Origin of the sequence: Paenibacillus sp. TAB_01, from assembly GCF_043945595.1 — a bacterium.
Lineage (GTDB): Bacteria > Bacillota > Bacilli > Paenibacillales > NBRC-103111 > Paenibacillus_S.
This window is the reverse complement of record NZ_JBIFNP010000001.1, coordinates 6515464-6540856: the sequence shown is the minus strand read 5'-3', so window position 1 is coordinate 6540856 and position 25393 is coordinate 6515464. Positions and strand designations below refer to the sequence as shown.

17 protein-coding genes and 5 pseudogenes are annotated in these 25393 nt (G+C 54.7%); 16 read left to right on the top strand and 6 right to left on the bottom strand.

From position 1 onward, the window contains the following. Positions 1-130: 130 nt before the first annotated feature. Complete coding sequence (locus ACHHV8_RS31915) at positions 131-385, bottom strand: hypothetical protein (protein ID WP_395163214.1); 255 nt, start codon at positions 383-385, stop codon at positions 131-133. 95 nt (positions 386-480) lie between these two features. Next, positions 481-1254, bottom strand: coding sequence for a DODA-type extradiol aromatic ring-opening family dioxygenase (locus ACHHV8_RS31910; protein WP_395163213.1), 774 nt, complete (start codon positions 1252-1254; stop codon positions 481-483). A gap of 387 nt (positions 1255-1641) precedes the next feature. Between ACHHV8_RS31910 and ACHHV8_RS31905 the strand changes: the two are divergent. The 5 genes and pseudogenes from ACHHV8_RS31905 to ACHHV8_RS31885 form a co-directional block, all read left to right on the top strand. Then, a pseudogene (locus ACHHV8_RS31905) lies at positions 1642-2834 on the top strand (extracellular solute-binding protein); the annotation flags it as partial. A 180-nt stretch (positions 2835-3014) separates the two neighbouring features. Next, positions 3015-3905, top strand: a pseudogene (locus tag ACHHV8_RS31900) (carbohydrate ABC transporter permease). A gap of 36 nt (positions 3906-3941) precedes the next feature. After that, positions 3942-4826, top strand: a complete 885-nt coding sequence (locus ACHHV8_RS31895; protein ID WP_395163212.1) for a carbohydrate ABC transporter permease — start codon at positions 3942-3944, stop codon at positions 4824-4826. A gap of 113 nt (positions 4827-4939) precedes the next feature. Further along, on the top strand, positions 4940-6898 hold the full coding sequence (locus ACHHV8_RS31890) for a cache domain-containing sensor histidine kinase (RefSeq protein WP_395163211.1): 1959 nt from the start codon (positions 4940-4942) through the stop codon (positions 6896-6898). Beyond that, complete coding sequence (locus ACHHV8_RS31885) at positions 6895-8067, top strand: response regulator (protein WP_395163210.1); 1173 nt, start codon at positions 6895-6897, stop codon at positions 8065-8067. The genes ACHHV8_RS31890 and ACHHV8_RS31885 overlap by 4 nt, the downstream gene beginning before the upstream one ends. Positions 8068-8509: 442 nt before the next feature. On the opposite strand, the pseudogene ACHHV8_RS31880 reads toward ACHHV8_RS31885, so the two are convergent. After that, positions 8510-10190, bottom strand: a pseudogene (locus ACHHV8_RS31880) (glutamine--tRNA ligase/YqeY domain fusion protein). Between the two features lie 213 nt (positions 10191-10403). Between ACHHV8_RS31880 and ACHHV8_RS31875 the strand changes: the two are divergent. After that, complete coding sequence (locus ACHHV8_RS31875) at positions 10404-10604, top strand: hypothetical protein (RefSeq protein WP_395163209.1); 201 nt, start codon at positions 10404-10406, stop codon at positions 10602-10604. Between the two features lie 71 nt (positions 10605-10675). Here the strand turns inward: ACHHV8_RS31875 and ACHHV8_RS31870 are convergent, their stop codons facing one another. After that, the gene (locus tag ACHHV8_RS31870; RefSeq protein WP_395163208.1) at positions 10676-11401 is read right to left on the bottom strand and encodes a 3D domain-containing protein; all 726 of its coding nucleotides are present in this window, start codon (positions 11399-11401) and stop codon (positions 10676-10678) included. A 272-nt stretch (positions 11402-11673) separates the two neighbouring features. Next, complete coding sequence (locus ACHHV8_RS31865; protein ID WP_395163207.1) at positions 11674-11949, bottom strand: hypothetical protein; 276 nt, start codon at positions 11947-11949, stop codon at positions 11674-11676. Between the two features lie 217 nt (positions 11950-12166). On the opposite strand from ACHHV8_RS31865, the gene cls reads away from it, so the two are divergent. After that, complete coding sequence (gene cls, locus ACHHV8_RS31860; protein ID WP_395163206.1) at positions 12167-13627, top strand: cardiolipin synthase; 1461 nt, start codon at positions 12167-12169, stop codon at positions 13625-13627. Between the two features lie 211 nt (positions 13628-13838). Here the strand turns inward: cls and ACHHV8_RS31855 are convergent, their stop codons facing one another. After that, complete coding sequence (locus ACHHV8_RS31855; protein WP_395163205.1) at positions 13839-15656, bottom strand: APC family permease; 1818 nt, start codon at positions 15654-15656, stop codon at positions 13839-13841. Positions 15657-15893: 237 nt separating this feature from the next. Between ACHHV8_RS31855 and ACHHV8_RS31850 the strand changes: the two genes are divergently transcribed. The 9 genes and pseudogenes from ACHHV8_RS31850 to ACHHV8_RS31810 all read left to right on the top strand — a co-directional run bounded on the left by ACHHV8_RS31850 (position 15894) and on the right by ACHHV8_RS31810 (position 25386). Next, positions 15894-16739, top strand: coding sequence for a DUF72 domain-containing protein (locus ACHHV8_RS31850; protein WP_395163681.1), 846 nt, complete (start codon positions 15894-15896; stop codon positions 16737-16739). A gap of 107 nt (positions 16740-16846) precedes the next feature. Next, entirely contained in the window at positions 16847-17125 is a 279-nt protein-coding gene (locus tag ACHHV8_RS31845) for a hypothetical protein (RefSeq protein WP_395163204.1), read from the top strand. A gap of 263 nt (positions 17126-17388) precedes the next feature. Further along, entirely contained in the window at positions 17389-18066 is a 678-nt protein-coding gene (locus ACHHV8_RS31840) for a serine/threonine-protein kinase (RefSeq protein ID WP_395163203.1), read from the top strand. An 88-nt stretch (positions 18067-18154) separates the two neighbouring features. Next, positions 18155-18931: a sporulation protein gene (locus ACHHV8_RS31835; protein WP_395163202.1), complete on the top strand. Its 777-nt coding sequence runs from the start codon at positions 18155-18157 to the stop codon at positions 18929-18931. A gap of 239 nt (positions 18932-19170) precedes the next feature. Beyond that, entirely contained in the window at positions 19171-19608 is a 438-nt protein-coding gene (locus ACHHV8_RS31830; protein WP_395163201.1) for a Dps family protein, read from the top strand. Positions 19609-19749: 141 nt separating this feature from the next. After that, positions 19750-20956: pseudogene (locus ACHHV8_RS31825) on the top strand (class I SAM-dependent methyltransferase). A gap of 339 nt (positions 20957-21295) precedes the next feature. After that, positions 21296-23060: pseudogene (locus tag ACHHV8_RS31820) on the top strand (alpha-glycosidase). 120 nt (positions 23061-23180) lie between these two features. Further along, positions 23181-23759 (top strand): DUF1003 domain-containing protein, encoded by a 579-nt coding sequence (locus ACHHV8_RS31815; RefSeq protein ID WP_395163200.1) that lies wholly within the window; start codon positions 23181-23183, stop codon positions 23757-23759. Between the two features lie 409 nt (positions 23760-24168). After that, positions 24169-25386: a glucose-1-phosphate adenylyltransferase gene (locus ACHHV8_RS31810; protein ID WP_395163199.1), complete on the top strand. Its 1218-nt coding sequence runs from the start codon at positions 24169-24171 to the stop codon at positions 25384-25386. Positions 25387-25393 lie beyond the last annotated feature (7 nt).

The following is a 25393-nucleotide window of genomic DNA, read 5'->3' as shown; positions in this document are numbered from 1 at the left end:
GCGGCAGCGCCGGAGGTCTCGCCCAATTCATATAGAACAAACAAAGAAGCCTTGCAGCGACACGAAACAACGTGTGCTGCAAGGCTTCTTTGTTTGCCGGCGAGAACCGTGTGCAGCCCGCCGCGGACGTTCAACGGCGCGCCGGTAGAGGCTGCGTATGGAAGAGCGGCGGCGAAGGCACGTGACACCCAGGGAACATATGGATGTCTTGAATCTGGTTGACAGGGTAGTGCTTGGTGGCAAACTGGGTATGGTACAAATACTCCATCAGGTATACCTGGCCCCCATGTACGCTGCATAAAATCCCGCTGGTCCCTTGACCATTGGTGAACGAAACGCCTACCGGCTTGCCGAGCAGGTAGGGCACTTTTTGGCTCCATGGCATAGGTAAATCCCCTCCATACCCATACCATATGTCCATGAAGCCGATAGGTGCATTCCAGTGGCGGCGAATGAACGAAGCGGAAGAAAAATAGGCGCTTAAAACTTCACGATCAAATGGCTCAAGGAGCCGTACAAATAAATTTGTGTCAGCAGCTCCATCCGGCGTCTTGCATCGCCCGCGCCCATCGCGAGAAACAAGGGCAGGAAATGCTCGTAATCCGGCGTAGCCCGCACGGCGTGCGGAGCCAGCTGTTTGTAGCCGAACAGGGAGGCGGTGTCCCACGACTGCATATGCTCGATCAGCCAGTCGTCAAACTCCTTCGCCCAGTCGTCCGCGCGGTTCTCCGCGTGAAAGTTCATCTCGCGGAAGTTGTGAATCGTCGCGCCGCTGCCGATCACGACGATGTTACGCTCGAGCAGCGGCGCGAGCGCCTGCCCGATCTTATACTGCTGCTCGGGCGGCAGCAGCGGGTTCACGGAGACGGCGATGACCGGGACATCCGCCTCGGGGAACAGGTGGCGCAGCAGCACCCAGACGCCGTGGTCAAGCCCGCGCTTTTCTTCAGGCCGGGCTGCCAGGCCTGCGGCTGCGAATAAGCCGATCACTTCGTCGGCGAGCTTCTTGGAGCCCCGTGCGGGATAGACGACGCGGTACAGCTCATCGGGGAAGCCGCCGAAATCATAAATCGTTTCATACACTGCATCCGTTGAGGTCACGGACAGCTCCCGCGCCGCCCAGTGCGCCGTAAAGACGACGACCGCCTCGGGCTTGCCGAGCGAAGCCCCCAGCTTGTTCAGTTCTTGCGTATAGGGAATATCTTGAATCGCCAGCATAGGCGAGCCGTGTCCAATAAAATAAGAAGCTCCCATAGTTAATTCCTCCTTCAAGGGTCATGGTTCGTATTTAGCAGGATATAGGTTCCTGATCCAAAAAAACTTATAATTAGTAAGTTAGTTACTATAAATAATTTATCATGAGGACGGGCCTTCGTCAATGGCCATATAGAAAAAACAAACCTAATCCCTTAAGTTTGTTCATTGTTGAAAGGATGGCCCTATAGCATAATAAGCATGTGATCAGAACAAGAAATACGAGGGGGAAGCAAAGCAATGAGAACAAACCGCTTGGTTCATCTGGCATTGGCAGGAACAATGGCAATCGGTCTTACGGCCTGTGGAGGCGGCGCTGCCGATACGGCGCCCTCCGCGCAAAGCGGAGCCGCAGGCGATGCCTCGAATAAAAGTAATCCGGGACCGGTAACGATTACGTTCCAAAATATTTATCCCGACCCGACCGCCCCGAACAACAAAATTATGAAGAAAATTGTAGCCGATTACACGGCAGCGCATCCGAACGTCAAGATTGAGCTGGATTCGCTGAATACCGACCAGCAAAAGATGAAGCTGAAAACGCAGGCGGCTTCCAAAGAAGTGCCGGATATTACGATCGTCAATCCGAGCGCCCAGATGAAACCGTTCGTCGATGCGGGCCTGCTGGCGCCGCTGAACGATATGCTGGATCAGAACGGCCTGAAGGATACGTTCCAGAAAGGGATTCTCGATTATTATACGTTCAATAATAATGTGTATGCGCTGCCGGACGGGAACAACTTGGGCGTCGTGTACTACAACAAAGAGCTGTTCAGCCAAGCCGGCGTGGAAGTGCCTAAAACATTCGAGGATATGGTGGAAGCGGCGAAGAAGCTGAAGGCCAAAGGAATTATTCCGATGGCGATTCCGGAGAAAGATACGTGACCGGCTCCTTCCTGTTCATGAACATGGTGCTGAGAACGAACAACGGGCCGAACTTTCTGAAGGATGTCCTGGATAAGAAGAAAACGTTTGAAGACCCGGCCTTTGTCGAGGCGGTTTCGAAGCTGCAGGACCTGGTTCAAGCCGGCGCCTTCCAGGAAGGGGCGACTTCGTTCGACCTGACGGCAGGAGAGAACTTATTTAAAACAGGCAAAGCGGCTATGTATTACATGGGAACATGGGCGACGGGAGCCATCGACGATTCCTCGGTCAAAGGGAAGGTCGGCGCGTTCAAATTCCCGACGGTCGGCGGCAAAGGGAACCCGGATCAATTTATGCTTGCGCCGGGAAGCGGCTTCGCGATCTCGGCCAACAGCAAGCATCTGAAAGAAACGAAGGATTTCCTGAACTACTTTATGGTGAATTTCCCGAAGGTATCCTTCGAAATGAAGAATGCGGTAGGTATTGCACAGAAGGTGGAGGGCGACTTCAAGGCCGCAGGCTACTCCGATTTGTCGATGGAGGTTATGGAGCTGTTCAAGAACGTGCAGGGCGGCGATCTGGCCTTCGATAATACGATGAATCCGGGCACGGCCCAGGCGCACCTGACCAGTATCCAAAACCTGTTCGTACAGAAGAAAGATCCGAAGGATGTTGCGAAGGAACATCAAGCCGCTTTTGAAACGAACAATAAATAAGACGTACACCAGGAAGGGAACCGGAGGCATTGACGGCCGGAAAGAGAGGTCAACCGGGTCTCCGCGCGCTCCCTTCCTTATTTTTGCTGCGCTTATTTAGCGGCATCCCAATATTTCCGCAATAGCGGTCACACATCGAAGAACGTCGGAATGGCGTTTTTCTCATGGAGGCGGTTCACCGTGAACGCATTAAACGTCCCGAAGCGAACGATTGCTTTGTTTGTGCTCCCTTGTTTGCTTCTTTACATCCTGCTTGTGTTCATTCCTATCTTAGTGTCGTTTTATACGTCAACGCTGGATTGGAACGGCATCGGCGCGTCGCGCTTTATCGGGCTCGGCAATTTTAAGGAGCTTTTTACGAAGTGACCCGTGTTCTGGCCTTCGGTCGGCCGGACGCTGCTGTTTGCCTTATTCTCCATGGCGGAGATCCCTTTTGCCCTGTTCGTAGCAATCCTTATCGGCCGCTATGTGCGGAAGCCGAATTTTCTCGTATCGAGCTACTTTCTTCCTGTCATTTTATCGGTCGTTGTGATCGGCCAGCTCTGGAAAACGATCTATAACCCGGCTTCGCTCGGCGGTATGCTGAATCAGCTGCTGATGGCCGTCGGTCTGGAGCATTGGACCAAGCCTTGGCTCACCGATCCCAAGGTAGCGATCTTCGCGTTATTCTTCGTATCGCTGTGGCAGTATTTAGGCTATCATGTGCTCATTCAATTTACGGGTATTCAAAACATTCCTTCGGAAATTTATGAAGCGGCAAAAATCGACGGGGCCGAAGGGCTCACCGCCGACAGGTATATTACGCTGCCTATGGTATTGCCGATTTTTAAAATATCGATTGTGCTGTCCGTTATCGGTTCGCTGCAAGCGTTCGACATGATCATGGTCATGACCGGAGGCGGCCCGGCGCATGCGACGGACGTAATCTCGACCCATATGTACAACATGTCGTTCCTCTCCATGAGGTATGGCTACGGAAGCGCTATGGCCTCATTCCTCGTCATGGAATGTCTGGCCGTGACACTGCTGCTGAATGCGGTGTTTAAAAAATTGGAAAGCAAGTATGCGTAGGCTGGTCAGCTTGTTTAGGGAAAGGGAGAGATCAGGATGAGTTCATTACCCGGCGTTACTTCCGCTCCGGTCCGGGCGGTGCCTCGGCAGCGTGCCAGCAGGGTCAGAGGCAGAGGGCTGGTGCTCGGCTTCTTGTCGGTTCTGTTCGTGACGCAGGTCTATCCGCTGCTGTGGCTTGTGATTTATTCGCTGAAGACGAATGAAGAAATTTTATCGGGAAGCTTCTTTTCGCTGCCGCATGCGCTCCAGTGGGTCAATTATAAAGAGGCTTATGTGTCGGGCACGTACCTGAAATATTTGTTCAACAGCTTTTTCGTAACGGCATCGACGATGGCGGTCGTCATTGTTTTATGCTCGATGGTAGCGTACGCGATCACCCGTTTTCGTTTTAAATACGCCTCGGCCGTGATGCTCGTTTTCCTTGTCGGCATTATGATCCCGCTGCAGGCGACGCTGCTTCCGCTCATGATTATATTTAAGCACATGGGCATCCTAAATACTTATTTGGCGCTCATTCTGCCTTACATTTCGTTCTCCACCCCGCTTGCGGTCTTCGTGCTGTCGGGCTTTATGCGGACGATTCCGCTGGAGATCGAGGAATCGGCTGTTATGGACGGAGCGAGCATTACGCGGACATTCCGCAGCATTATTTTGCCGATATCGGTGCCCCCGATCATGACGGTCAGCATTTTGACCTTCATCTCGATCTGGAACGAGTATATTATGGCGTCCACGTTCATTTCTTCACAAAGCTTGAAGACGCTGCCGTTCGGCGTGTACAGCTTCGTCAGCCAATATTCGGTCAATTACGGAGCGATCGGAGCCTTCCTCGTGCTTGGCGCGCTGCCGGTTATCTTCATCTACTTCGTGCTGTCGGAGAAAATTACGAAAGGGATGGTTGCCGGAGCGGTGAAGGGTTAAGCTTGAACCGCACGGACGCATGGATGTTTCATGCAGCGTTGCGAGGAAGCTGGTGCCGATCCTCCGTCGTGTTGTATAGTAGGGACAGGCAGGAAGAAAGGAGACCGGAAGAAGTGCGGCGCGGCTTTCATTCCATTTACAGTCGGTTATTTATCTTATTTCTCATCTGCATGTTAAGCCTGCTGATCGTGGTCAGCGGGCTTTATTACAAGCGGTCGACCGATCAGGTGCACCAGAAAATCAGCGATATCGCGCAAAAAAACGTGTACCAGACCAGCGAGCTGTTCGATCTGCTGCTGGGCGGATACGATACGCTGACTAAATCCGTTACAGGCAACTTTGATCTTCAGCGGCTGCTGCCGGACGATACCCGCAAGGATGCGGCGGTCCGGGCGATCAACGAACGGACGATCGTCAACATTCTTGGGGCGAACTATTACTCCAGAGAAGATATCATCGGTATCCATGTGGTTTCCAAGGACGGGGTTCTCTACAGCTACGGCAACTATATGAATGTGATCGATCCGAACTTTCAACAGTCGGACTGGTATAGAAAGGTCAGCCGTTCGACAGGCGAGCTGGTCTGGATCGGCGTCCATGAGCATTCGGTGATCGATCAGAACGAGCCGCGCCCGGTATTCACCTTCGGACGGCAAATGTATGATCTTCATACGCATCAGCCTGTCGGTATGGTTATTGTAGAGACCGATCCGCAGCAAATTCTTGACGCGCTGGCCAACCTGCGGCTCGGCGAGCGGAGCGAGGTCTACATGTTGTCCGCCCAAGGCGAGATCATGGCGGCGAGCTTGGACGAACCGCGTTTACGGAACGCCCTGGGGGAGCAGCCGCGGCTGCTGCAGGAGCATGAGGTGCTTGTGGAGGAAAAAGCAGGCTATCTGATCGTCGGCTCCAGGCCGTCCTTGGCCGATTGGCAGTTCATCAGCGTCACGCCGGAGGCTGATTTGAATGTGGAGCTGGACCGGATGAAGCATTACTTGCTTTATGTCGGATCCATTCTGGTCGTGGTATCGACGATATTGGCGACGCTCGTATCCCGTTCGTTCGCATCTCCGCTCAAGCGGCTGATTCAAGAGATGAAGCAGGTCGAGATGGGGAACTTCCGCGGCGAGCCGGTGACGGTAAATTCGTATGAGGAAATCAACAGCCTGGTCTCCTCGTTCAACCAGATGGTCGGACGGATGGATGAGCTGATCGAGCGGGTCAAGTCCGTCTCGACCAGCGAAAAGAACGCTCAACTGCAGGCGCTTCAGTCGCAGGTTAACCCCCATTTCCTCTATAATACCTTGGATATGATCTATTGGATGCTTGACGAGCAGGAGCAGGATAAGCTGGGCTCGGTCGTGCTGGCGCTGTCCAATATGTTTCGCTACAGCTCCCACTGGGAAGCGGATTCGAACGTGTCGCTGGAGGAGGAGCTGGAGCAGATTCAGCATTATTTAACCATCATTCAACTGCGGCTGGACGGCAGGCTCCAGGTGGAGATCGATGTCGATCCGCAATGGCTTCGCATCCGGCTGCCCAAAATGACGCTGCAGCCGATCATCGAGAATGCGGTGAAGCATGGGCTGGAGCGCCGGCAGGAAGCGGGCGTGCTGCGGGTGTATGCGGAAGCCGACGGAGCCCGCCTGCGCCTGTTTGTCGAGGACAACGGGCCGGGCATGGAGGCGGGTGCTCTCTCCCGTCTACAGGCCTCGCTTGCTGACGTCAGCCGGACCGAGCCCGATCCCGCACAGGGCGGCTTCAGCGGCCCGGAAGCCGCCCCGATGCAGCAGGGCGCTGCAGCCGACAGTGGAGGTAAAGGGATGCCGCTGGCGGCTGCGGATACCGGCGCCGGCACAGCGGCGCCGATTGCGCCGGAAGCGGGCACCGGTGAAGCCGCCCGGCTGAGGCAGGGCATCGGGCTGCAAAATGTGCACCGGCGGCTGCAGCTGATGTTCGGTGAAGGCTACGGGCTGGATATTCGCAGCGTATCGGGCCGCGGTACGACCGTCTGCTTGTCCGTTCCGGCGCAGCAGGCGGCTTGGAACGGAAGGGAGGGAACGGGACGATGAACATTCTGGTCGTCGACGATGAGAAAATTATCCGCGAAGGGGTGCGGCGTACGCTGCAAACCTCGCATCCCGGCATGCGTATTTTCACGGCGGCTTCCCCGGAGGAAGCGATTGAAACGCTGCGCAACAGCCATATCGATATCGTGTTCACCGATATTCTCATGCCCGGCATGACGGGGCTGGAGCTGATGAAGCTGACCCGGCGCAGACACCCGCACGTGAAATGGATCGTCATCTCCGCCTATTCCGAATTCGCTTACGCACAGGAAGCGATGCGGCTCGGCGCCAGAGATTATTTGCTTAAGCCGATCGGCAAGGAAAAGCTGCTGAAGCTGATTGGGACGCTGGAGGAGGAGCTGCGCCGGGAAAACCGGCTGACGATGGAGAACCAGGTGCTTCGCTCCAATCTGAAATATTTGCGGGAGGCGGTCTTCCAGCGCTGGGCTTCCGGCTTGGATATCGGCCGCTTCGATATGGCGTCGGAGATGGGGAGCCACCCGGATTTTTATTTGATTCTGGTCCGGCTGGAGAGCGCCAATCCGATTCATCTGGAGCATTTCATCGTTGACAATGTGCTGTCCGAGCTGATCGAGCAGAAGGGGCATGGGTTCGTATCCAGCTTCGAGAGCCACAGCCTGCTCGGGCTGGTTACGCTGCAGGAGGGGACGGGGCTGGACAGCTTCCTGGTGGAGCTGCGAAGCCATTTGAACCAGTATTTGAAAATTCCGTTCCACCTCGGTGCGAGCGGCCTGCTGTATGATTTTCAGGTCATTCCCCAGGAGGTAAAAAGGCTCAAGCAGTCCGGCACTCTGGCTTCAACGGGACTGTATGAGCACAAAAATGAGGGCGCCATCGAGGTGGCTCTGCAGTATATCCGCACGCATTATCACGAGGATTTGTCGCTGGAGAAGGTGGCGTCGGTTGTTTACCTGAATCCGGCGTACTTCAGTCAGCTGTTCAAGCAGAAGACGGGCCAAGGCTTCAAGGAATATATTATTCAGCTTCGGCTGGAACGGGCGAAGGAGCTGCTGCAGGACCCTTATCTGAAGATAGCCGACATTGCCGAGCGGGTCGGTTACCAGGACATGCGTCATTTTACGCAGGTATTCCGCAAAAAGCACGCTTTAACGCCGACCGAATACCGGCGGCAGTGGGAGGATGAGCAGTAGGAAGTAACCTGGAGGATACGCTTCCAATGCGCGCCAATCCCAGGCGCGTTGCAGCGCTGTGTGGCGGCCGGTCGAACCCCACGTTTAGGCTGGCGGGAATAGGGAAGGTTTGTCTGTTAAGTATAGGCATATCCGAACAGAACAGCTTCCCCGGTACGGGGAGCCTGTCCGGAAGGAACGGCAGGTCTCTCCATCTGCTGCCGACCGCTGCAATCAAACAGAGAAGTAATGTAACGAAACTGTAATCTGTTTTTCATCTCCTCTTAAGGTAAACGGCCTATACTAAATCTCGACCCCCTTTTTAATATATATAACTTGTCAGACCCGCAGCCCGTTGCTGCGGGTCTCTTTCTTTGTGCCGGCATAGGCCCGCCAGGCGGACAAGCATAAAAAATCCCCGAGGGATGTGGAAAGCATCACCTGGGGGATAATCATAAGCTGTTTATTTAATTTCAAAGGAGCTTTTCAGGGAAACGACCCGGTTAAACACAAGCTTCTCCGGTGTAGTCAGCTTCGGATCGATACTGAAATAACCGTGGCGGAAGAACTGGAATTTATCCTGCGGCTTCGCCTCGTTCATGTCAGGATCCACGAACCCTTGTATAGTTTCCAGCGAATTCGGGTTGATAAATTCAAGGAAATTGTCGCTGTCGCCGCGCTCTTCGTCAAGAATCAACGGCTCGTACAGGCGGAACTCGGCCGGTACGGCATTGGAAGCATCGACCCAATGAATCGTTCCTTTCACCTTACGTCCGGTAAAGCCGCTGCCGCTCTTGGTTTCGGGATCGTAGGTGCAGTGGATTTCCACCACATTGCCTTCGGCATCCTTAACAAAATCGTTGCACTTAATAAAATAGGCATTCTTCAAGCGAACTTCGTTGCCCGGGAACAAACGGAAATATTTGCTCGGAGGGTTCTCCATAAAATCGTCCTGCTCGATATAAATCTCGCGGGAGAATGTAATTTTGCGATTGCCCATCTCCGGATTTTCCGGGTTGATCTCCGCCTCAAGCTCTTCGGTTTGACCCTCCGGATAGTTCGTAATCACGACCTTCAGCGGACGCAGGACGCCCATCGTGCGCGGCACCTTCAGCTTCAGATCCTCGCGGATAAAATAGTCCAGCATCCGCTCGTCGACGATGCTGTAGCTGCGGGATACGCCGGTCTCGCGCGCGAAATTGCGGATCGCCTCCGGCGTGAAGCCTTTGCGGCGCAGGCCCGAGATCGTCGGCATCCGCGGATCGTCCCAGCCGTCGACGATGCCCTGGTCGACCAGCTGCTTCAAGAAGCGCTTGCTCATGACCGTATTCGTCAGATTCAGGCGTGCGAATTCATACTGCTTCGGTTTGGATTCCAGCTCGCATTCTTCAATAACCCAGTCGTATAACGGACGGTGGTTCCTCGAACTCGAGCGTACAGATCGAGTGGGTGACGCCTTCAATCGCGTCGCCGAGCGGGTGGGCGTAATCGTACATCGGATAGATGCACCATTGATCTCCCGTATTGTGATGCTTCGTATGGGAGATACGGTAAAGCACCGGATCGCGCAGGTTCATATTCGGCGAGGACATGTCGATTTTGGCGCGCAGCACCTTTTCTCCGTCCTTGAACTCGCCCTTGCGCATCCGGTCAAACAGCTCCAGGTTCTCTTCGACGCTGCGGCTGCGGTGAGGGCTGTTCTCTCCGGGCTGGGTCAGCGTACCGCGGGTGAGACGGATTTCCTCCGCGCTCAAATCGTCCACGTAAGCTTTGCCCTTGTTGATAAGCAGCACGGCGCGCTGATACATTTCCTCGAAATAATCGGAGGCGAAGAACAAGCCGTCCCACTCGAAGCCGAGCCAGCGGACGTCTTCTTTGATCGCTTCGACAAATTCGGTATCTTCCTTGGACGGGTTGGTGTCGTCGAACCGCAGGTTCGTGCGTCCTTTGAACTCGTCGGCCAGCTCGAAATTGAGGCAGATCGACTTGGAGTGCCCGATATGCAGATAACCGTTCGGCTCTGGCGGGAAGCGGGTCACGACTTCGCTCACTTTGCCCGATTTCAGATCGTCGATGACAATGTTTCTAATAAAATGAGATGATGCAGACGGGTTCTCCAACACAATCAACCTTTCTTCCTTCATAGTTTATCTTAATATAATACACAAAAACGGTAAGAAATATAATGGTCCGTGTTTCGAAAATGTGATTTTTTGCCTTAGGACGGCGGGTTTCGCTCCTTTCTAGGGTGGGTTGTCCGTTAAAATATGTTTTTCTCCTATTATATTAATCTAGTTACTTTATGTACCTGCGGCATATAATATCTTATCCTAGCAGCGGAAAGGGGGTTGCATCGTATGCATAACAATAACTCCAACTCCACCATTCTTGGTATTCTGGACAGAGTCAGCCTAGGTACTCGTATTACGGTTTATTTCGACAGTGCTTTCCGTACTGGTAAATACCAAGGCATCCAAAACGGCAACGTAGTTATCACTACAAGCGCTGGCATCAACGTTTACATTCCTCTGCGCAAGGTGGAAGCCGTCACATTCTAATCTATGAAAAAAAGAGCTGCGGGCCTTGGGTCCGCGGCTCTTTTTCATAGTTTGCCAACTCTCTCATCCACTCACACATTCTCTCCGGAGAGTACATAAACCTTCACATTTCGTTTGACGCCAAAATGGATCGCCTGATCGAGATCGTTCATGAAGACGTCGATCCGAGCTCCGCGGACGGCAGAGCCGGTATCCTCCGCTTTGCGGATGCCGATGCCGTCAATAAAGACGGTAGAGCCTATCGGGATGACTGCCGGGTCAACGGCGATCGTCCGGCCTTCCTCGGCTTTGCTGCCGCTGTAAGTAATGCCGTAGGCGGAATGGGACGAGGTTTTTCCCGTCGATTCCGCGCCTGCGGTGTAGGCGGTCAGCGTGGAGCTGAGCACCTGCCTGATGACCTGGCGGTTTCCGTCGGGTAATGGCACGACGGCTTCGGCAGCAGGAATCGTCAGCTGCTGCCCGACCGATAGAGCCTTCGGATTGAGCAGATCGTTCTCCGCCATCAGCGAGGCGACCGAGATGTTGAAATCGCGCGCAATTTGATACAGCGTGTCTCCGGAGGCCACCTTGTACTGCAGCGGGGCAGGCAGCGGCTCTGGCTCTTCCGCAGGCAGCTGCGGGCCGAAGAGCGGCCCCAGCTCGGGCTGATCGTAAACTGTGTATACAGGGCCGTATGCGACGGCGGATTCGTAGGCGTCCTCGCCTCCGGAATAGGCCTGAACGGACAGGCCAAGAGCTGCATTCAGCAGCAGTGCAAGCGTGATGGTTATTGCTAGTTTCGTTCGGTAACCGGCCATGGACGGTATCCTCCTTTTCGTTCCTGCAAAATATCATAAATGCTAGTAATAGATTTACCTGTTTTGCTAGATTCTAAACATCCGGCACGAAAGAGGAGGCTTCTCAGGAGTCGAAACAGGTGAATATCAGCAGGCCGAAAGAGCTGTGGCAAAAGGGGTTTGAAGCGGAAGACGGCACGCAAAAAAACGGTCCGCACTCCAAAGAGCGCGGGCCGTTATCGGACAGGCCGGTTGCTATTTTCATAGAAATGAAGCATGAAGCGGGCGGGAAACTACTCTACCCACAAGGCGATCCAGATAAACAGACAGACGAGCAGAGGGCCCGATACGAGACCTGTCAGGATGGACAGCAGCAGCCAGTGCTCTCTGCAGTATTCGGCGAGCCAATCCAGGCGTTCCCGTACGCGCTGCTGCTTATCCAGTGCTCTTAAATATTTTCGCAGGTTATAGGCCGCAGTCTGCTCGTCCTGCTCCTGCAGACGGTCCCATAGTTCTTGATGCAAGGACGACAATTCCTTTACCTGCTCGCATTCTCTGGGAGACTGCATGCGCTGGAACCTCCTTTGTTAATAACAAGAACAAGGCGGGTTTGCCGGCTGTACGGTCAAGTGCTGTAATCTTATTGTAACGAGAAAACAGTGGATGTTTCAACGAAGAAGCTTGTCGCTTTATGATTTTATCTAACCTATGAAATGACATGTTTTGCATAGCGCTTATTTTCGTGTATGGTAGTATCAGGAAAGCATTAGGGTTGGGGTGAGATCAATGCAGATGTGGAGCGACTTATGGAAGACCATGAACGTGTGGATTCCGGTCATCAGCCTGCTGTTTGCTATAGCTATTATTTTTCTGGAGCGGCGGAATGTCGGGGTGACGTGGGCCTGGCTCATGCTGCTGCTGTTACTGCCGATTGTCGGCTTCATCATCTATATTTTCCTCGGGCAGAATCTGGCGAGGCAGAAGGTGTACCGGATGCGGCCGCGCATGCAGGAGCGGGTGAGAGAAGAGATCGCTCTGCAGGGAGAGCAGCTCCTGCGCGGGACGTTTGCCTACAACGAGCCGTCGATCGGGCATTTCCGGCATTTGATTTATATGAACCTGTTCAGCAGCTATTCGCCGCTCACGCAAAATAACGAGGTGACGGTATTCACCGACGGGGTGCGCAAATTCGAGGCGCTGCTGGAGCAGATTGCCGAGGCCGAGCAGCACATCCACATCTTGTACTACAAAATCGGCAATGACGAGACGGGCCGCCGTCTGGTGCACGCATTAAAACGGAAAGCGGAGGAAGGCGTCAAGGTGCGCCTGCTGTACGACGATATCGGCTCGTTCGGCGTAGGCCACGGGCTGTTCAAGGAACTGAAGGCGGCGGGCGGCGCCGTTCACCGGTTTTTCCCGTCCAAAATCCCATTCCTCAATTTTCGGCTAAATTACCGAAATCATCGTAAAATTGCCGTTATTGACGGCAAAGTCGGTTTTATCGGCGGTTTTAATATCGGCAACGAGTATTTGGGCATGAATCCGGCCTTCGGCTACTGGCGGGATACGCACCTGATGCTGTACGGCGATGCGGTTCACCGGCTGCAGGTGCAGTTTTTGCTCGATTGGGGCATTGCTTCCAATGAGATGCTGTCCCTTGAGCCTAACGCGCTTTTCCCGCGGATGAGCCATGCGCCCAAAACCGCGGTACAAATCGTATCCAGCGGTCCGAATTCGGAGAAGCAGCAAATCAAGAACGGGTATATCAAAATGATTTTTCAGGCGCAAAGAAGCATCTACGTGCAAACCCCCTATTTCGTACCGGACGACAGCATGTTCAACGCGCTCAAAATCGCCGTGCTGTCAGGCATCGACGTCCGGATTATGATCCCGAAGAAGGCGGACCATCTGCTCGTCCATTATGCGTCCTACTCTTATTTGAGGGACCTGCTGCAGGCGGGGGCCAAATGCTATTTGTACAGCCACGGCTTTTTGCATGCCAAAACGATTATTGTCGACGGGGAGGTCGCCTCAGTCGGAACGGCGAATCTTGACCACCGGAGCTTCGAGCTGAACTTTGAAGTTACGGCCTTCCTGTACGGCGAGGACGTGGCGCACCAGCTTGCGGACATTTTCGAGGAGGATATGAAAAACAGCGAGCTGCTCACCTGGGAGCAGTACGGCAAGCGCAGGCTGCTGACCCGGGCGGCGGAATCGATGGCCCGGCTGCTGTCGCCGATCCTGTAGCGGTGTCGTAACGGACAACAGCATCGGCAGCCGGCTTTACGCCGTCGGATGGAGACGCTGAGCCAAAGTCTAGACCCCATTTGCGTGCGGCTTGTCCCCTGATGTGAAGAGACGCCTCCACCCGCGATATACGCGGCGCTGGAAGCGTCTTGTTTGGCGTACAGCTCTGAAGGCACGCATGGCATGCTTGGACAGGGACAGGAAGCCGGTACTACCGGTTCAGATGGTACGGCACCGTGGCAATGACGATGTTCTTCTGCGTGAACAAGTAAGCGCGGATCAGCAGGCTGGTCTGATTATGCAGAATGTTGTGCCACCAGTGCTTGGTTATAAATTGAGGGATTAATATAGTAATATGATCGGATTCCGCGGTTTTCCACTCGACGGTTTCGATAAATTTGACGAGCGGCTTCATCACGCTGCGGTAGCGGGAACGAAGGACGATCAGACGCACGCCCGGATTCCATTCGGCCCACTTCGCCTCCATCTTTTGAATCTCTTCCTCGTCAAAGCCGATGTAGACGGCGACCGCATTGTCCGTAACCGACTTGGCGTAGCTGATGGTATGGAGCACGACACGGGTAATGCCCGCAACCGGTATGACCATCGTGCTGCCTTTAATGACGGGCTTGTCGACCGCCAGTTGAATGCGAAGCTCGTTGGCCGTATTTTCATAATGCCGGTAAATCCGGTGGAACATGAGCATAACCAGGGGCAGGAAGATGAAGATCATCCAAACCTGCGCAAATTTGGTAATGATGAAAATCAGGGTAATAGATAGCGTGGTTAGCATTCCGACCGTATTGATTAACAGCTTTCCTATCCATCCGGAAGGCTTCTTGCGGATCCACCGGAGCATCATGCCGAGCTGGGACAGCGTGAACGGAATAAACACGCCGACCGCATACAGGGGAATCAGGTTTTCGGTATCGCCGTGAAAGGCGATGACGAGCAGCGCGGAGAGCACGCCCAGAATAATGATCCCATTGGAAAAGCCGAGCCGGTCGCCGCGAACCATAAACATATGGGGCATAAACTTGTCCTTGGCCAGCATGAACGCCAGCAGCGGGAACGCGGAATACGCTGTATTGGCCGCCAGAAAAAGGATGAGGGCGGTGACCCCCTGGATGATGAAATAGATCGTGCCGCGGCCGAAGGTGGCGTTGGCGATTTGGGAGACGACGGTCTCTTTTTCATTGGGCTGGATGCCGTATCCGTAAGCGAGCAGGCTGATGCCGATAAACATGGCACCGAGGATGACGCCCATCATGATCAGAGTCGCCGCGGCGTTCTTCTCCGCAGGCTGTTTGAAATTTGGAATGGCATTGGAAACCGCCTCGACGCCGGTCAGTGCGGAACAGCCGGAGCTGAACGCTTTCAGCAGCAAAAAGATGCTGACGCTCGACAGGGTGGCGCCATAGTGAGGCGCAGCGGCATGAATGCCCCCTGCAGCGTAATGGACGATACCGCAAACAATCAGAACGAAGATGGAGATGACGAACAAATAGACAGGCAGGGCGAGCACGGAAGCCGACTCGGTAATCCCGCGCAGATTCATCAGCGTCAGGAAGGTAATCATGGTTAACGAAATGAGCACCCGGTGATCGTGCAGCTGAGGGAATGCCGAAGTGATGGCGTCCGTTCCGGCGGAGGAGCTGACCGCCACCGTCAGGATATAATCGACCAGCAGCGAACCGCCGGCCATAAGTCCGGAAGGCACGCCGATATTGTCCTTGGCCACGATATACGCGCCCCCGCCTGTCGGGTAGGAGAAGATGGTCTGACGGTAAGACAGGATCAGGATGGTCAGCAGCCCCAGTACGGCAACGGAGATCGGAAGCGAGTACCATAAAGCGGCTGCGCCGACCGTCATCAAGACAAGTAAAATTTGCTCCGTTCCATAGGCAACGGAAGATAAGGCATCGGAGGAGAGAACGGCCAACGCCTTTAGTTTGGATAGTTTTTCATCCTCCAGCGCAGTGGACTTCATTGGCTTTCCAATCAAGTAACGCTTGAGCTTGCTTACCATATAGACCCTCTTTCTCTTTCTAGTAAATAAAAAACGCATGGCGGCACCACGAAAAAAGCCAGGACAGGCTTCCGGCAAGTACGGCGGCGGAAGGCTCATTCCTAGCGTTTGCGTGGACAGTTCATTTATAATGATCTCATTGAGAGAACCGTTGAATGACGGGTTAACGGTAGAATTGTATCACCCATTGCAGCATCCGTAAATAACTGTTTTTATCCTTTGGGAGGGGGGAGAACGATGATCCGCATCGGGCTGGCCGGCTGGGGAGATCATGACGATTTGTATACGCAGGGCGTGGCCGCGAGGGACAAGCTCAAGGCCTACAGCCAGCACTTCAATGTGGTGGAGGTGGACAGCTCGTTCTATGCGGTTCCGGCCTTGACGACATTCGAGCGCTGGGTCAAAGAGACGCCGGACGACTTTTTATTCGTTGTCAAAGCATACCAGGGGATGACGGGGCATCTCAGGGACAAAAACCCGTTTCCGGATCGGGAAACGATGTTTAATGCTTTCCGCGATGCGGTGCAGCCCGCCGTGGAGGCCGGCAAGCTGCAGAGCGTGCTGTTCCAGTACCCGTCGTGGTTCGACTGCACGCGGGAGAACGTCACATCGCTTCGCTGGGCGAAGGAAGCGATGGGGGATCTGCCGGTGGCGCTCGAATTCCGCCACCAGAGCTGGTTCACCCCCCAGATGCGGGAGCGGACCCTCACCTTCCTGCACAAGGAAGGGTGGATCCACAGCATCTGCGATGAGCCGCAGGCCGGCGACGGCAGCGTGCCGGCCGTGCTGAAGGCGACGCACCCCGGGCAGACGGTGGTGCGGATGCACGGGCGCAACGCCGCCGGGTGGAACAGCGGCGGCCAGCCGAACTGGCGCGATGTGCGCTACCTGTACCGCTACAGCGAGCCGGAGCTCGCGGAATGGGCGGAGCGCCTGCGCCTGCTGGAGAAGGAGACGGCCCATATTGCCGTCATCTTCAACAACAACTCCGGCGGCGATGCAGCCGCCAACGCCAAGCAGATGATGGGCCTGCTTGGCATCGAATATGAGGGACCTGCGCCGCGGCAGCTGGATTTGTTTTAGACAGGGAAAGCCGGCGCTCGGAAGAGAAGATGCCGGGCATAAAACGGCTGCAATTGTCCCATAGTAAACGGGAATGCAATCTTCACATTCTTAAGGAGGCGCATCCCATGACAAGAGCAAGAACCGATTCCAGCTTGCAATCGCAAAATCCGATTTCACAAGCCCAGAATTCCGTGCACAATGCTCACAATGCGGTGACTCAAGCGCAGAGCCATCCGAGCGAACAGCTGATTCAGCAGGCCGAAACGGCGGTGGAGCGTGCCGAGCACGCTGTAGAGCAAGCGGGACTCAGCTATAATCAGAAGGCAGTTAACGAAGCGCGGGCGGATCTCGCGGATGACCAGGCCGCGCTGGCGAGTCTCGAAAACGAAGGCTCTTCCCAATGAGCTCATACTGATGTACCACGGACCTTTGTCTCCGATATTGAGGAGAGCAAAGGTCTTTTTCTTTTGATGCGGATGGCCATGTGCTACAATGTGGAAAAGATGAGCGATCCGCCCTTAACGGCGAACCGGCGGGAAGGGGATGGCGAAGCTGCAAACAGTATCAGAAAGAAAGACCAGGGCCGCGGCGGGCGGGGGGCATCGCCGGGAAGCGGGCAGCCCGTTTTGGGTGCAGCCGAGCGCAGCCGGTCTTCCTGCATACCGGTATGGCGGATAGCCGACGCCGTGAAGAGCGCCAGGATGTTCCGGCGGCGGAGATAGCCGCGCTGGCCGGGCGGGTGGAACGGGAGCTCCTGCCCGGACTGGAGCTTGCGAGCGTGGCGCCGCATGATCCTGTTGTCGTCACGAGGCTGCCGAAGCCCTGGAAGCTGATCGGCGCCGGAAACTATGCGGCGGTGCTGGCCCATCCCGACGCGCCCCGGCTCGTCGTCAAGGTATACGCCCCCGGCCGCCCCGGTATCGAGGACGAGGTCGAGGTATACCGCCGTCTGGGCCGGCATGAGGCTTATTCCGAGTGCTATCACGCAGGGGCGAACTATCTCATCCTGCGGAGATTAAGCGGCGTCACCTTGTATCAATGCCTGCTTCGCGGCATCCCGATTCCGCGGCGGGTCATTGAAGATATCGATGCGGCGCTCGACTATGCCAGACAGAGAGGGCTCAATCCGCACGATGTCCACGGCAAAAATGTCATGCTGCAGGACGGGCGCGGTATGGTAGTCGATGTTTCGGACTTTTTGAAGCAGGAGCCCTGCTTAATGTGGGATGATCTCAAAAAAGCGTATAACCGTTTTTATTTCCCTTTTCTCCGCCGCCTTCCGATTCCGGAGCCTTTGCTTACCGCGGTACGCAAGGGCTACCGATGGCTGGGACCGCGTCTCTAGGCCAGAGTCCATTTCTTGAAACGGGCCGTTCCGGAATCCGTACATAGAAGGAAACGAAATCGAGTCAGGGGAAAGGCGGAGAGGGAAGATGTCCTTTTTCAAAAAAATGCTGGCCAGCGTCGGAATCGGCTCGGCTAAGGCGGATACGCAGCTGGACACCGAACAAATCGCGGCAGGGGAAGAAGTCAGCGGCGTCGTGATCATTACCGGGGGGCAGCTGGAGCAGCATATCGACAGTCTTTATTTATACATCAAGACGCTGTATCAGAAGGAAGAGAACGACCGGAAAGTGACGCGGGAGGCTGTCATCCAGCGCGTGCCCGTATCTCGGGCCCTAACTATCCTGGCAGACGAAGTGAAGGAGATTCCATTCGTTTTCACGCTGCCCGCCAATATGCCGGTGACGCTGCGCAAAGCGCCGGTCTGGATCGAGACCGGGCTTGATATCCCTATGGCTATCGATCCGAAGGACCGCGATTACATTGAAGTGCTGCCGCACCGGTATGCCGGAACGGTGCTTGAAGCGCTGGATCGTCTCGGATTCAGACTGCGAGAGGTGACGAACGATTATGCTCCCCATTTTGGGGGCGAGCTGCCTTTTGTGCAGGAATTTGAATTCGTTCCTGCGTCAGGCCCGTTCAGAGGCATGCTGGATGAGCTGGAGGTGCTGTTCTTCATCGGGGGACGGGAGCTTGAGCTGTTCCTTCAAGTCGACCGCCGCGCACGCGGGCTGAGGGGGCTGTTCTCCGAAGCGCTGAATCTGGATGAGAGCTTTGTGAGAATCAGCCTTCCGGAAAACGAGCTGGCACAGGGAGCCGATTCCGTGGCCGGTAAGCTGGAAGCGCTGATCCGGAAGTTCGTATAGCCGCGGCGCGATTCACTTGCTGTCTGGGCGGGTAAAAATAAAGGAGAGAGGCTATCGGCGGCAGGCTATCCTTTATTTTTCTTCCCCCGCCTTGTATAGATTGGGGTGGAATGACCCCAAACTATGAACTAGATGTGCAGCGGGCACACGGATCCGTCTGATCTGTCGATCTCTTCGCAAGCATGTTATATTATATACAATGAAGCATTTATATTTTATTTAGAGGAGCGTGTATGTCCATGTCTAAAGAACTCGATAAGGTATTAAATGAGCAGGTTGCCAATTTTGGGGTTTTGTATATCAAGCTGCACAATTTCCATTGGTTTGTTAAAGGCTCCCAGTTTTTCACGCTTCATCTGAAGTTCGAAGAGCTGTATAACGAAGCTACACTGCATTTCGATGCGGTAGCCGAGCGTCTTCTTACTTTGGGCGGACAACCTGTCGCTACAATGAAGGAAATGCTGTCGTTGTCTTCTATTAAAGAAGCGGACGGTTCGGAGAAAGCGGAGGCGATGGTCGCCAACCTCGTGGAAGATTTCAACCTGGTGATCGGCCAGTTGAAGGAAGGTATGGAGATTGCCGAGAAAGCCGGCGACGAAACGACAGGGGACATGCTGTTGGCTATCCATGCCAGCTTGGAAAAGCACGTATGGATGCTCAATTCGTTCCTTGGCTAACAGGCATTTACTTAGCACCAGCCAGGAAGAGGCACTGCGTCGGCAGCGCCTCTTTTTTAGTACGGAGAGAGAAAGCGGATTGGCGATCCCCGCGATTGTGCTGCCGGGCAGCAGAAAGAATAGAGAACGGAGAATGACTTTATGCAATCTTTAGTAACACTGCTGGGTGAGCTGATGGACCGCCAAGAGCTGATCCAGGGCACGTTCAGTCAGGTACGGAAAAACGAACCCGGCGCTGCCTTCCAAAGTAACGGTGAAGCCCGTTATGCTTAAAGGAGAGCTGTGCTACCAGTTCAGCTCCTTTATCGGTCCCAAGGTGCTGCATGACAACCTGCCGCCGGCCGAAGCCGCGGCAAAGATGAGTCCTCTGCTGACGGAGCATTTCCGTCAGGCGCTGCTGCAGACCGCTGAAGCGGACTACCATATTCTGATCAGCAAAAAAGGCAAGGTCGGCATATTGAAAAAACCGCCGACCAAGCAGGCGGCCGTCGAGCTGTCGCACAACCGCAAAAAAAATTATGTGATCGAGGAAGGCACCCCGGTGCCGTTCCTGGTCGAGCTTGGCATCATGAACACGGAGGGCAAGGTGCTGGCGAAGAAATACGATAAGTTCCGCCAGATTAACCGGTTCGTTGAGATGATCGCCGACGTCGTGCCTCATTTGGCCAAAGACCGCACGCTGAACATCGTCGATTTCGGCTGCGGCAAATCGTACCTGACCTTCGTGCTGTATCATTACCTGAAAGAAGTCCAAGGGCTCGATATCCGGGTTATCGGCCTGGATCTGAAGGAGGACGTGATCCGCCACTGCAGCGAGCTGGCCGCCCGTTTCGGCTATGACCGCCTGCAATTTCTCGTAGGCGATATCGCGCAGTATAACGGCCTTGACCGTGTGGACATGGTCGTCACGCTGCACGCCTGCGATACGGCTACGGATGCGGCGCTGGAGAAAGCGGTCCGCTGGCAGGCGGACGTCATCCTGTCGGTGCCGTGCTGCCAGCATGAGCTGTTTCGCCAGCTGCAGAGCGAGGTGCTCTCCCCGCTGCTGGAGCACGGCATCTTGAAGGAACGCTTCTCGGCGCTCGCGACGGATGCCATCCGTGCCAAGCTGCTCGAGATCATGGGCTACAAGACGCAGCTGCTGGAGTTTATCGATATGGAGCATACGCCGAAGAATGTGCTGATCCGGGCGGTGAAAGGGAAGCAGGCCGCCGACGGAGACTTGCCGAAGCTGACCCGCAGCTACTTGGACTTCCGCCGCTTTTTGCAGGTTGAGCCTTATTTGGAGCGGGCCTTGCAAGCAGAGCTGGAGCCGCTGTTTGCTGCGGCTGACGGCCTGCGCAGCTAGGCGAAGGGCGGCCCTTCGGCAACCCTGCGCGTTCGCGTACGCTGCGTGCAGGGGCCGCCTGAGTGAGCGCCGTGCGGAGCCGCCGCCCGCGTCTGGGCTTCACGCGCGGCGGGGATAAGCTTTAACAACGGTGCAGCCCTGCTGCACTGAAATTCAATCCAGCGAATGGAGAAGCAAGTCTCCGTCCGCTGGATTTTTTGCTGCAGGCATTTTTAGAACAAATTCTCAGGCTGCTTGGGGCCCCTCAGAACGGTCCTGCTTTTCTGTTTAAAGCCGTTCCTGTTTGGTTAATGACTTCATGAGATCATTGCCATTATAACGGACGAGGGGGCTGAAGGGATGCAGTGGGAAAGCTTTTACCATGTGGCCCAAGGAAGCTGGGCATACGCTTACGATAAAGAAACGCTTCACCTTCGGGTCCGCACGAAGCGCGACGACGTGGAAGAGGTAGTAGCGGAAACAGGGGACAAATACGACTGGGGCCGCACGCAGGCGGAGTATCCGATGCTCAAAATGGCGTCGGATATGATGTTCGACTACTGGGAAGCGGCGGTGAAGCCCGCCTTCGGCCGAGCCTCATACGGCTTCCGGCTTCGGGCCGGCACGGAGACGCTGTGGATGACGGAGAACGGCATCCATAACGAGCGGCCGATGCCTACCGGAGGCTATTTTGACTACCCTTATATTCATGAGATCGACTTGAACACTGTTCCGGAATGGGCCAAGTCGGCGGTGTTTTATCAGATCGTGCCCGAAAGGTTCGCGAACGGCGATCCGTCCAACGATCCCGAGAATACGGCTGTCTGGGGAGAGGCGCCTACGCTGGATAATGCGTTCGGCGGCGATCTTCAAGGCATTATCGACCATCTCGACCATCTTGTCGACATGGGCGTCAATGCGCTGTATTTGACACCTGTGTTCACGTCTCCTTCGAACCATAAATACGATACCGTCGATTATCAGAATATCGACCCGCACTTGGGAGATAACGATCTGATGCGGGAACTGGTCCGCCAATGTCACGATAAGGGCATCCGTGTGATGCTTGATGCCGTGTTCAACCATGCAGGCGAGCAGTTTCCTCCTTTTCAGGATGTATTGAAGCATGGGGAGCGTTCGGCCTATGCCGAGTGGTTTCATATTCACGACTTTCCGCTTGAAGTGAGAGACGGTATTCCGAATTATGATACGTTCGGCTTTTACGGCAATATGCCGAAGCTGAACACGGCCAATCCCGAGGTTAAGCGGTATTTGCTGGGCGTAGCGGAGTATTGGGTCAAAGAGGTTCAGATCGACGGGTGGAGGCTCGATGTCGCCAACGAGGTGAACCATCATTTTTGGCGGGACTTCCGCAAGGTCGTGAAGCAGGCTAACCCTGAAGCCTATATCGTGGGCGAGGTATGGAACGACTCGATCAAGTGGCTGCTTGGCGACCAATTCGATTCGGTCATGAACTATCCTTTCTCGAATAAGGTGCTGGAGTTCTTTTCGGATTCCGACATTGACGGGTTTACGTTCTCGAATGGCATCAGCGCCCTCTTGATCAGGTATCCCCAGCAGACGAATGAAGTTATTTTCAATTTGCTCGGCAGCCACGATACGCCGAGAGTGCTGACCCGTGTCGGAGAGGATAAGCGGAGACTGAAGCTGTGCGTTGTCTTTTTGCTTACCTACATGGGGACACCGTGTATTTATTACGGCGATGAAGTCGGTCTGACGGGAGGAGAGGATCCCGATTGCCGTAAATGCATGGAGTGGGATCCGGAGAAGCAGTGACCGGGAGTTGTATGACTTTTACAAGCTGCTGATCGGGCTGCGCCGGGACCATCCTGCTTTAATTAAAGGGAAGTTCCGTTTCCTGAAGGCGGAGCAGGGAGAGCGGTGCATTATTTATGAACGGCTGGACGCGCGGGAGCATTTTATTATCTGGATGAATAATACCGAGGAACCGGTAACCTTATCGCATCCGATAGAGACGGAGGATTGGTGCGATGCCTTGAGCGGCGAAGAGGTGCAGCCTGTGGACGGTATTATGCATGTGGAGCTGGAAGGCCTGGGCTACCGCATTCTTCACCGGACCCTGAAGGTGAACGGGGGAGCCTAATCCGAACCAGATACCGCTGAATGAATATCCGGGCAAATATAGAACGACAGCGACCGGAGCAGGGCTCGTACTCGTTGTGATGACTTTTCAGCGGCTTCATCCGAGAAGGAGGTGTCTCTTATGACGGAAGAGGAAAGACAAGAGGAGATCAAACGGAAGAATCAGGCCAAGCTGGTGGACGAGCTGGAGACGGAGCCGGACAAAACGCTTAGCGCCGAGCAGCTGAAGCGCGTAACCCAGATGGTCAGCGACTACAAGGGACGCATTAAAACCCATTTGAATGAGCAGCAGGAGCAGCGGACGCGATGGTCCGAACGGCTTGCCGATCAAATCGCATGCTTCGGGGGAAGCTGGGCCTTCATTATATGGTTTATCCTATTTTTGGGGGGATGGATGATCTGGAACGTATTTGCCTGGCGGCTGCGTTTCGATGAGCCTCCGTTTATTTTGTTGAACCTGATCCTATCTTGTTTGGCGGCTTTTCAGGCGCCGATTATTTTGATGAGCCAGAACCGGCAGGCTGCGAGGGACAAGCAGGAATCCGTGCTGAGCTTTGCGATCAACTATAAGGCGGAACAGGAGAACATCGAAATCCAAGAGCATCTGTCCCGTATTGAGCGGCAGCTGGAGCTGCTTATGCAGCGTCTTCCGGCAGAGCCTGACAACGATCGAAAGAATGATCCATATTCGCAGCAATGACTTTTTCAACGGCCTCGGTTTCAACGAGGTCACTGAAACACTTACGGAGGGTACGGAAATATTCTGTAGAAGCGTAAGCGTTCGCCTTTGTCCCTGGATTTCAACCGCTAAAAGCAGAATATAATCAGAGAAATACAGGGACAACAGCGATCGGAAGAATATTCCGTACTCGCAGCAATGACTTTTTCAGTGGCCTCGGTTTCAACCGGGGCTTTTTTTATTTTGCGGACAGTGCATGTCTCGACATCGGAATGGTTTACACTAAGTAGTGGGTCTCGCCAAAGCAGCCGAACGCTGAGAATTATCCGAAGGCCTCCCGCGCATTGCCTGGAACTGGGAGAAATGCTGTTTCAGCCCAATGTCTGAAGGTTAAAGAAGAAGTACATACTTGTCATGGGAGGCGATCAACTTGAACAAAAAAGAGTGCATTGCCATGCTGTTAGCCGGAGGAGAAGGTCGAAGACTATCCCCTTTAACCAATACATTGGCCAAGCCCGCGGTTCCTTTCGGGGGCCATTACCGCATTATTGATTTTCCACTCAGCAACTGCGCGAATTCCAACATCCGTACGGTCGGCGTTCTGACCCAGTATGCCTCCGAATCCCTACATTCGCATATCGGCGGAGGGGAGCCTTGGGGGCTGGATGGGCAGCATGAGGGCGTATCTTTACTCTCGGCTGCGAAGCACGATGCCGAAGGCTATCTCGGAACAGCCGATGCTATATACAAAAATATTTCGTTTATCGATCAGCATAATCCCGAGCATGTGCTTATTTTGTCGGGTGACCATATTTATTCGATGGATTACCGGGAGCTGCTGGAGCACCATAAGGCGAACGGCGCGGAAGCGACGATCTCCGTGATGGAGGTTCCTTGGGCGGAAGCGCATCGTTTCGGCATTATGAACACGGACGAGCGCGGCTCCATCATTGATTTTGTGGAAAAGCCGAAGCGGCCGCAGAGCAATCTCGCTTCGATGGGCATCTATATGTTCAAGTGGTCCGATTTAAGAGAGCACTTGATCGAGGACGCGAACAATCCTCGTTCCAGCCACGACTTCGGTAAAGACCTTATTCCCCGGATGCTGCGGATGGACGGTCGGCTGTTCTCCTACCGCTTCGACGGCTACTGGCGGGATGTCGGTACGGTAAAAAGCCTCTGGGATGCCCACATGGACCTGCTTGGCGGACAACCCCAGCTGAATCTGAAGCAAAAAAGCTGGCCGATGTACAGCCGCGATCCGCATGTGGACAGCCTGCGCTCTATCTACACCTGCAAGGACATGCAGGAATCGCTGGCGCATAAGCTGTGCTCGGTGCAGGGAAGCCTGAGGCGCTCGGTAGTCTTCTCGGGCGTTCAGGTCGGCGACGGCAGCCGGGTGAGCGACAGCGTACTGATGCCGAATGTGACCGTGGGCCGCCATGCGCGGATTTCCTACGCGATTATCGGGGAAGGTGCCGTGATCGAGGATGGAGCGGTCATTGAAGGACACGAGGATGAGATTGCGGTCATTGCGCCGTATGCTCTCGTTACACGCCGGCCCTTTGCCGAAACGTCGGAGGAATCGGGCTTGTACGAGGGAGCGCATGCCGTGTCGTCGCTGAGCGCGTCGGAGCTGTACCATTAATCTTAGC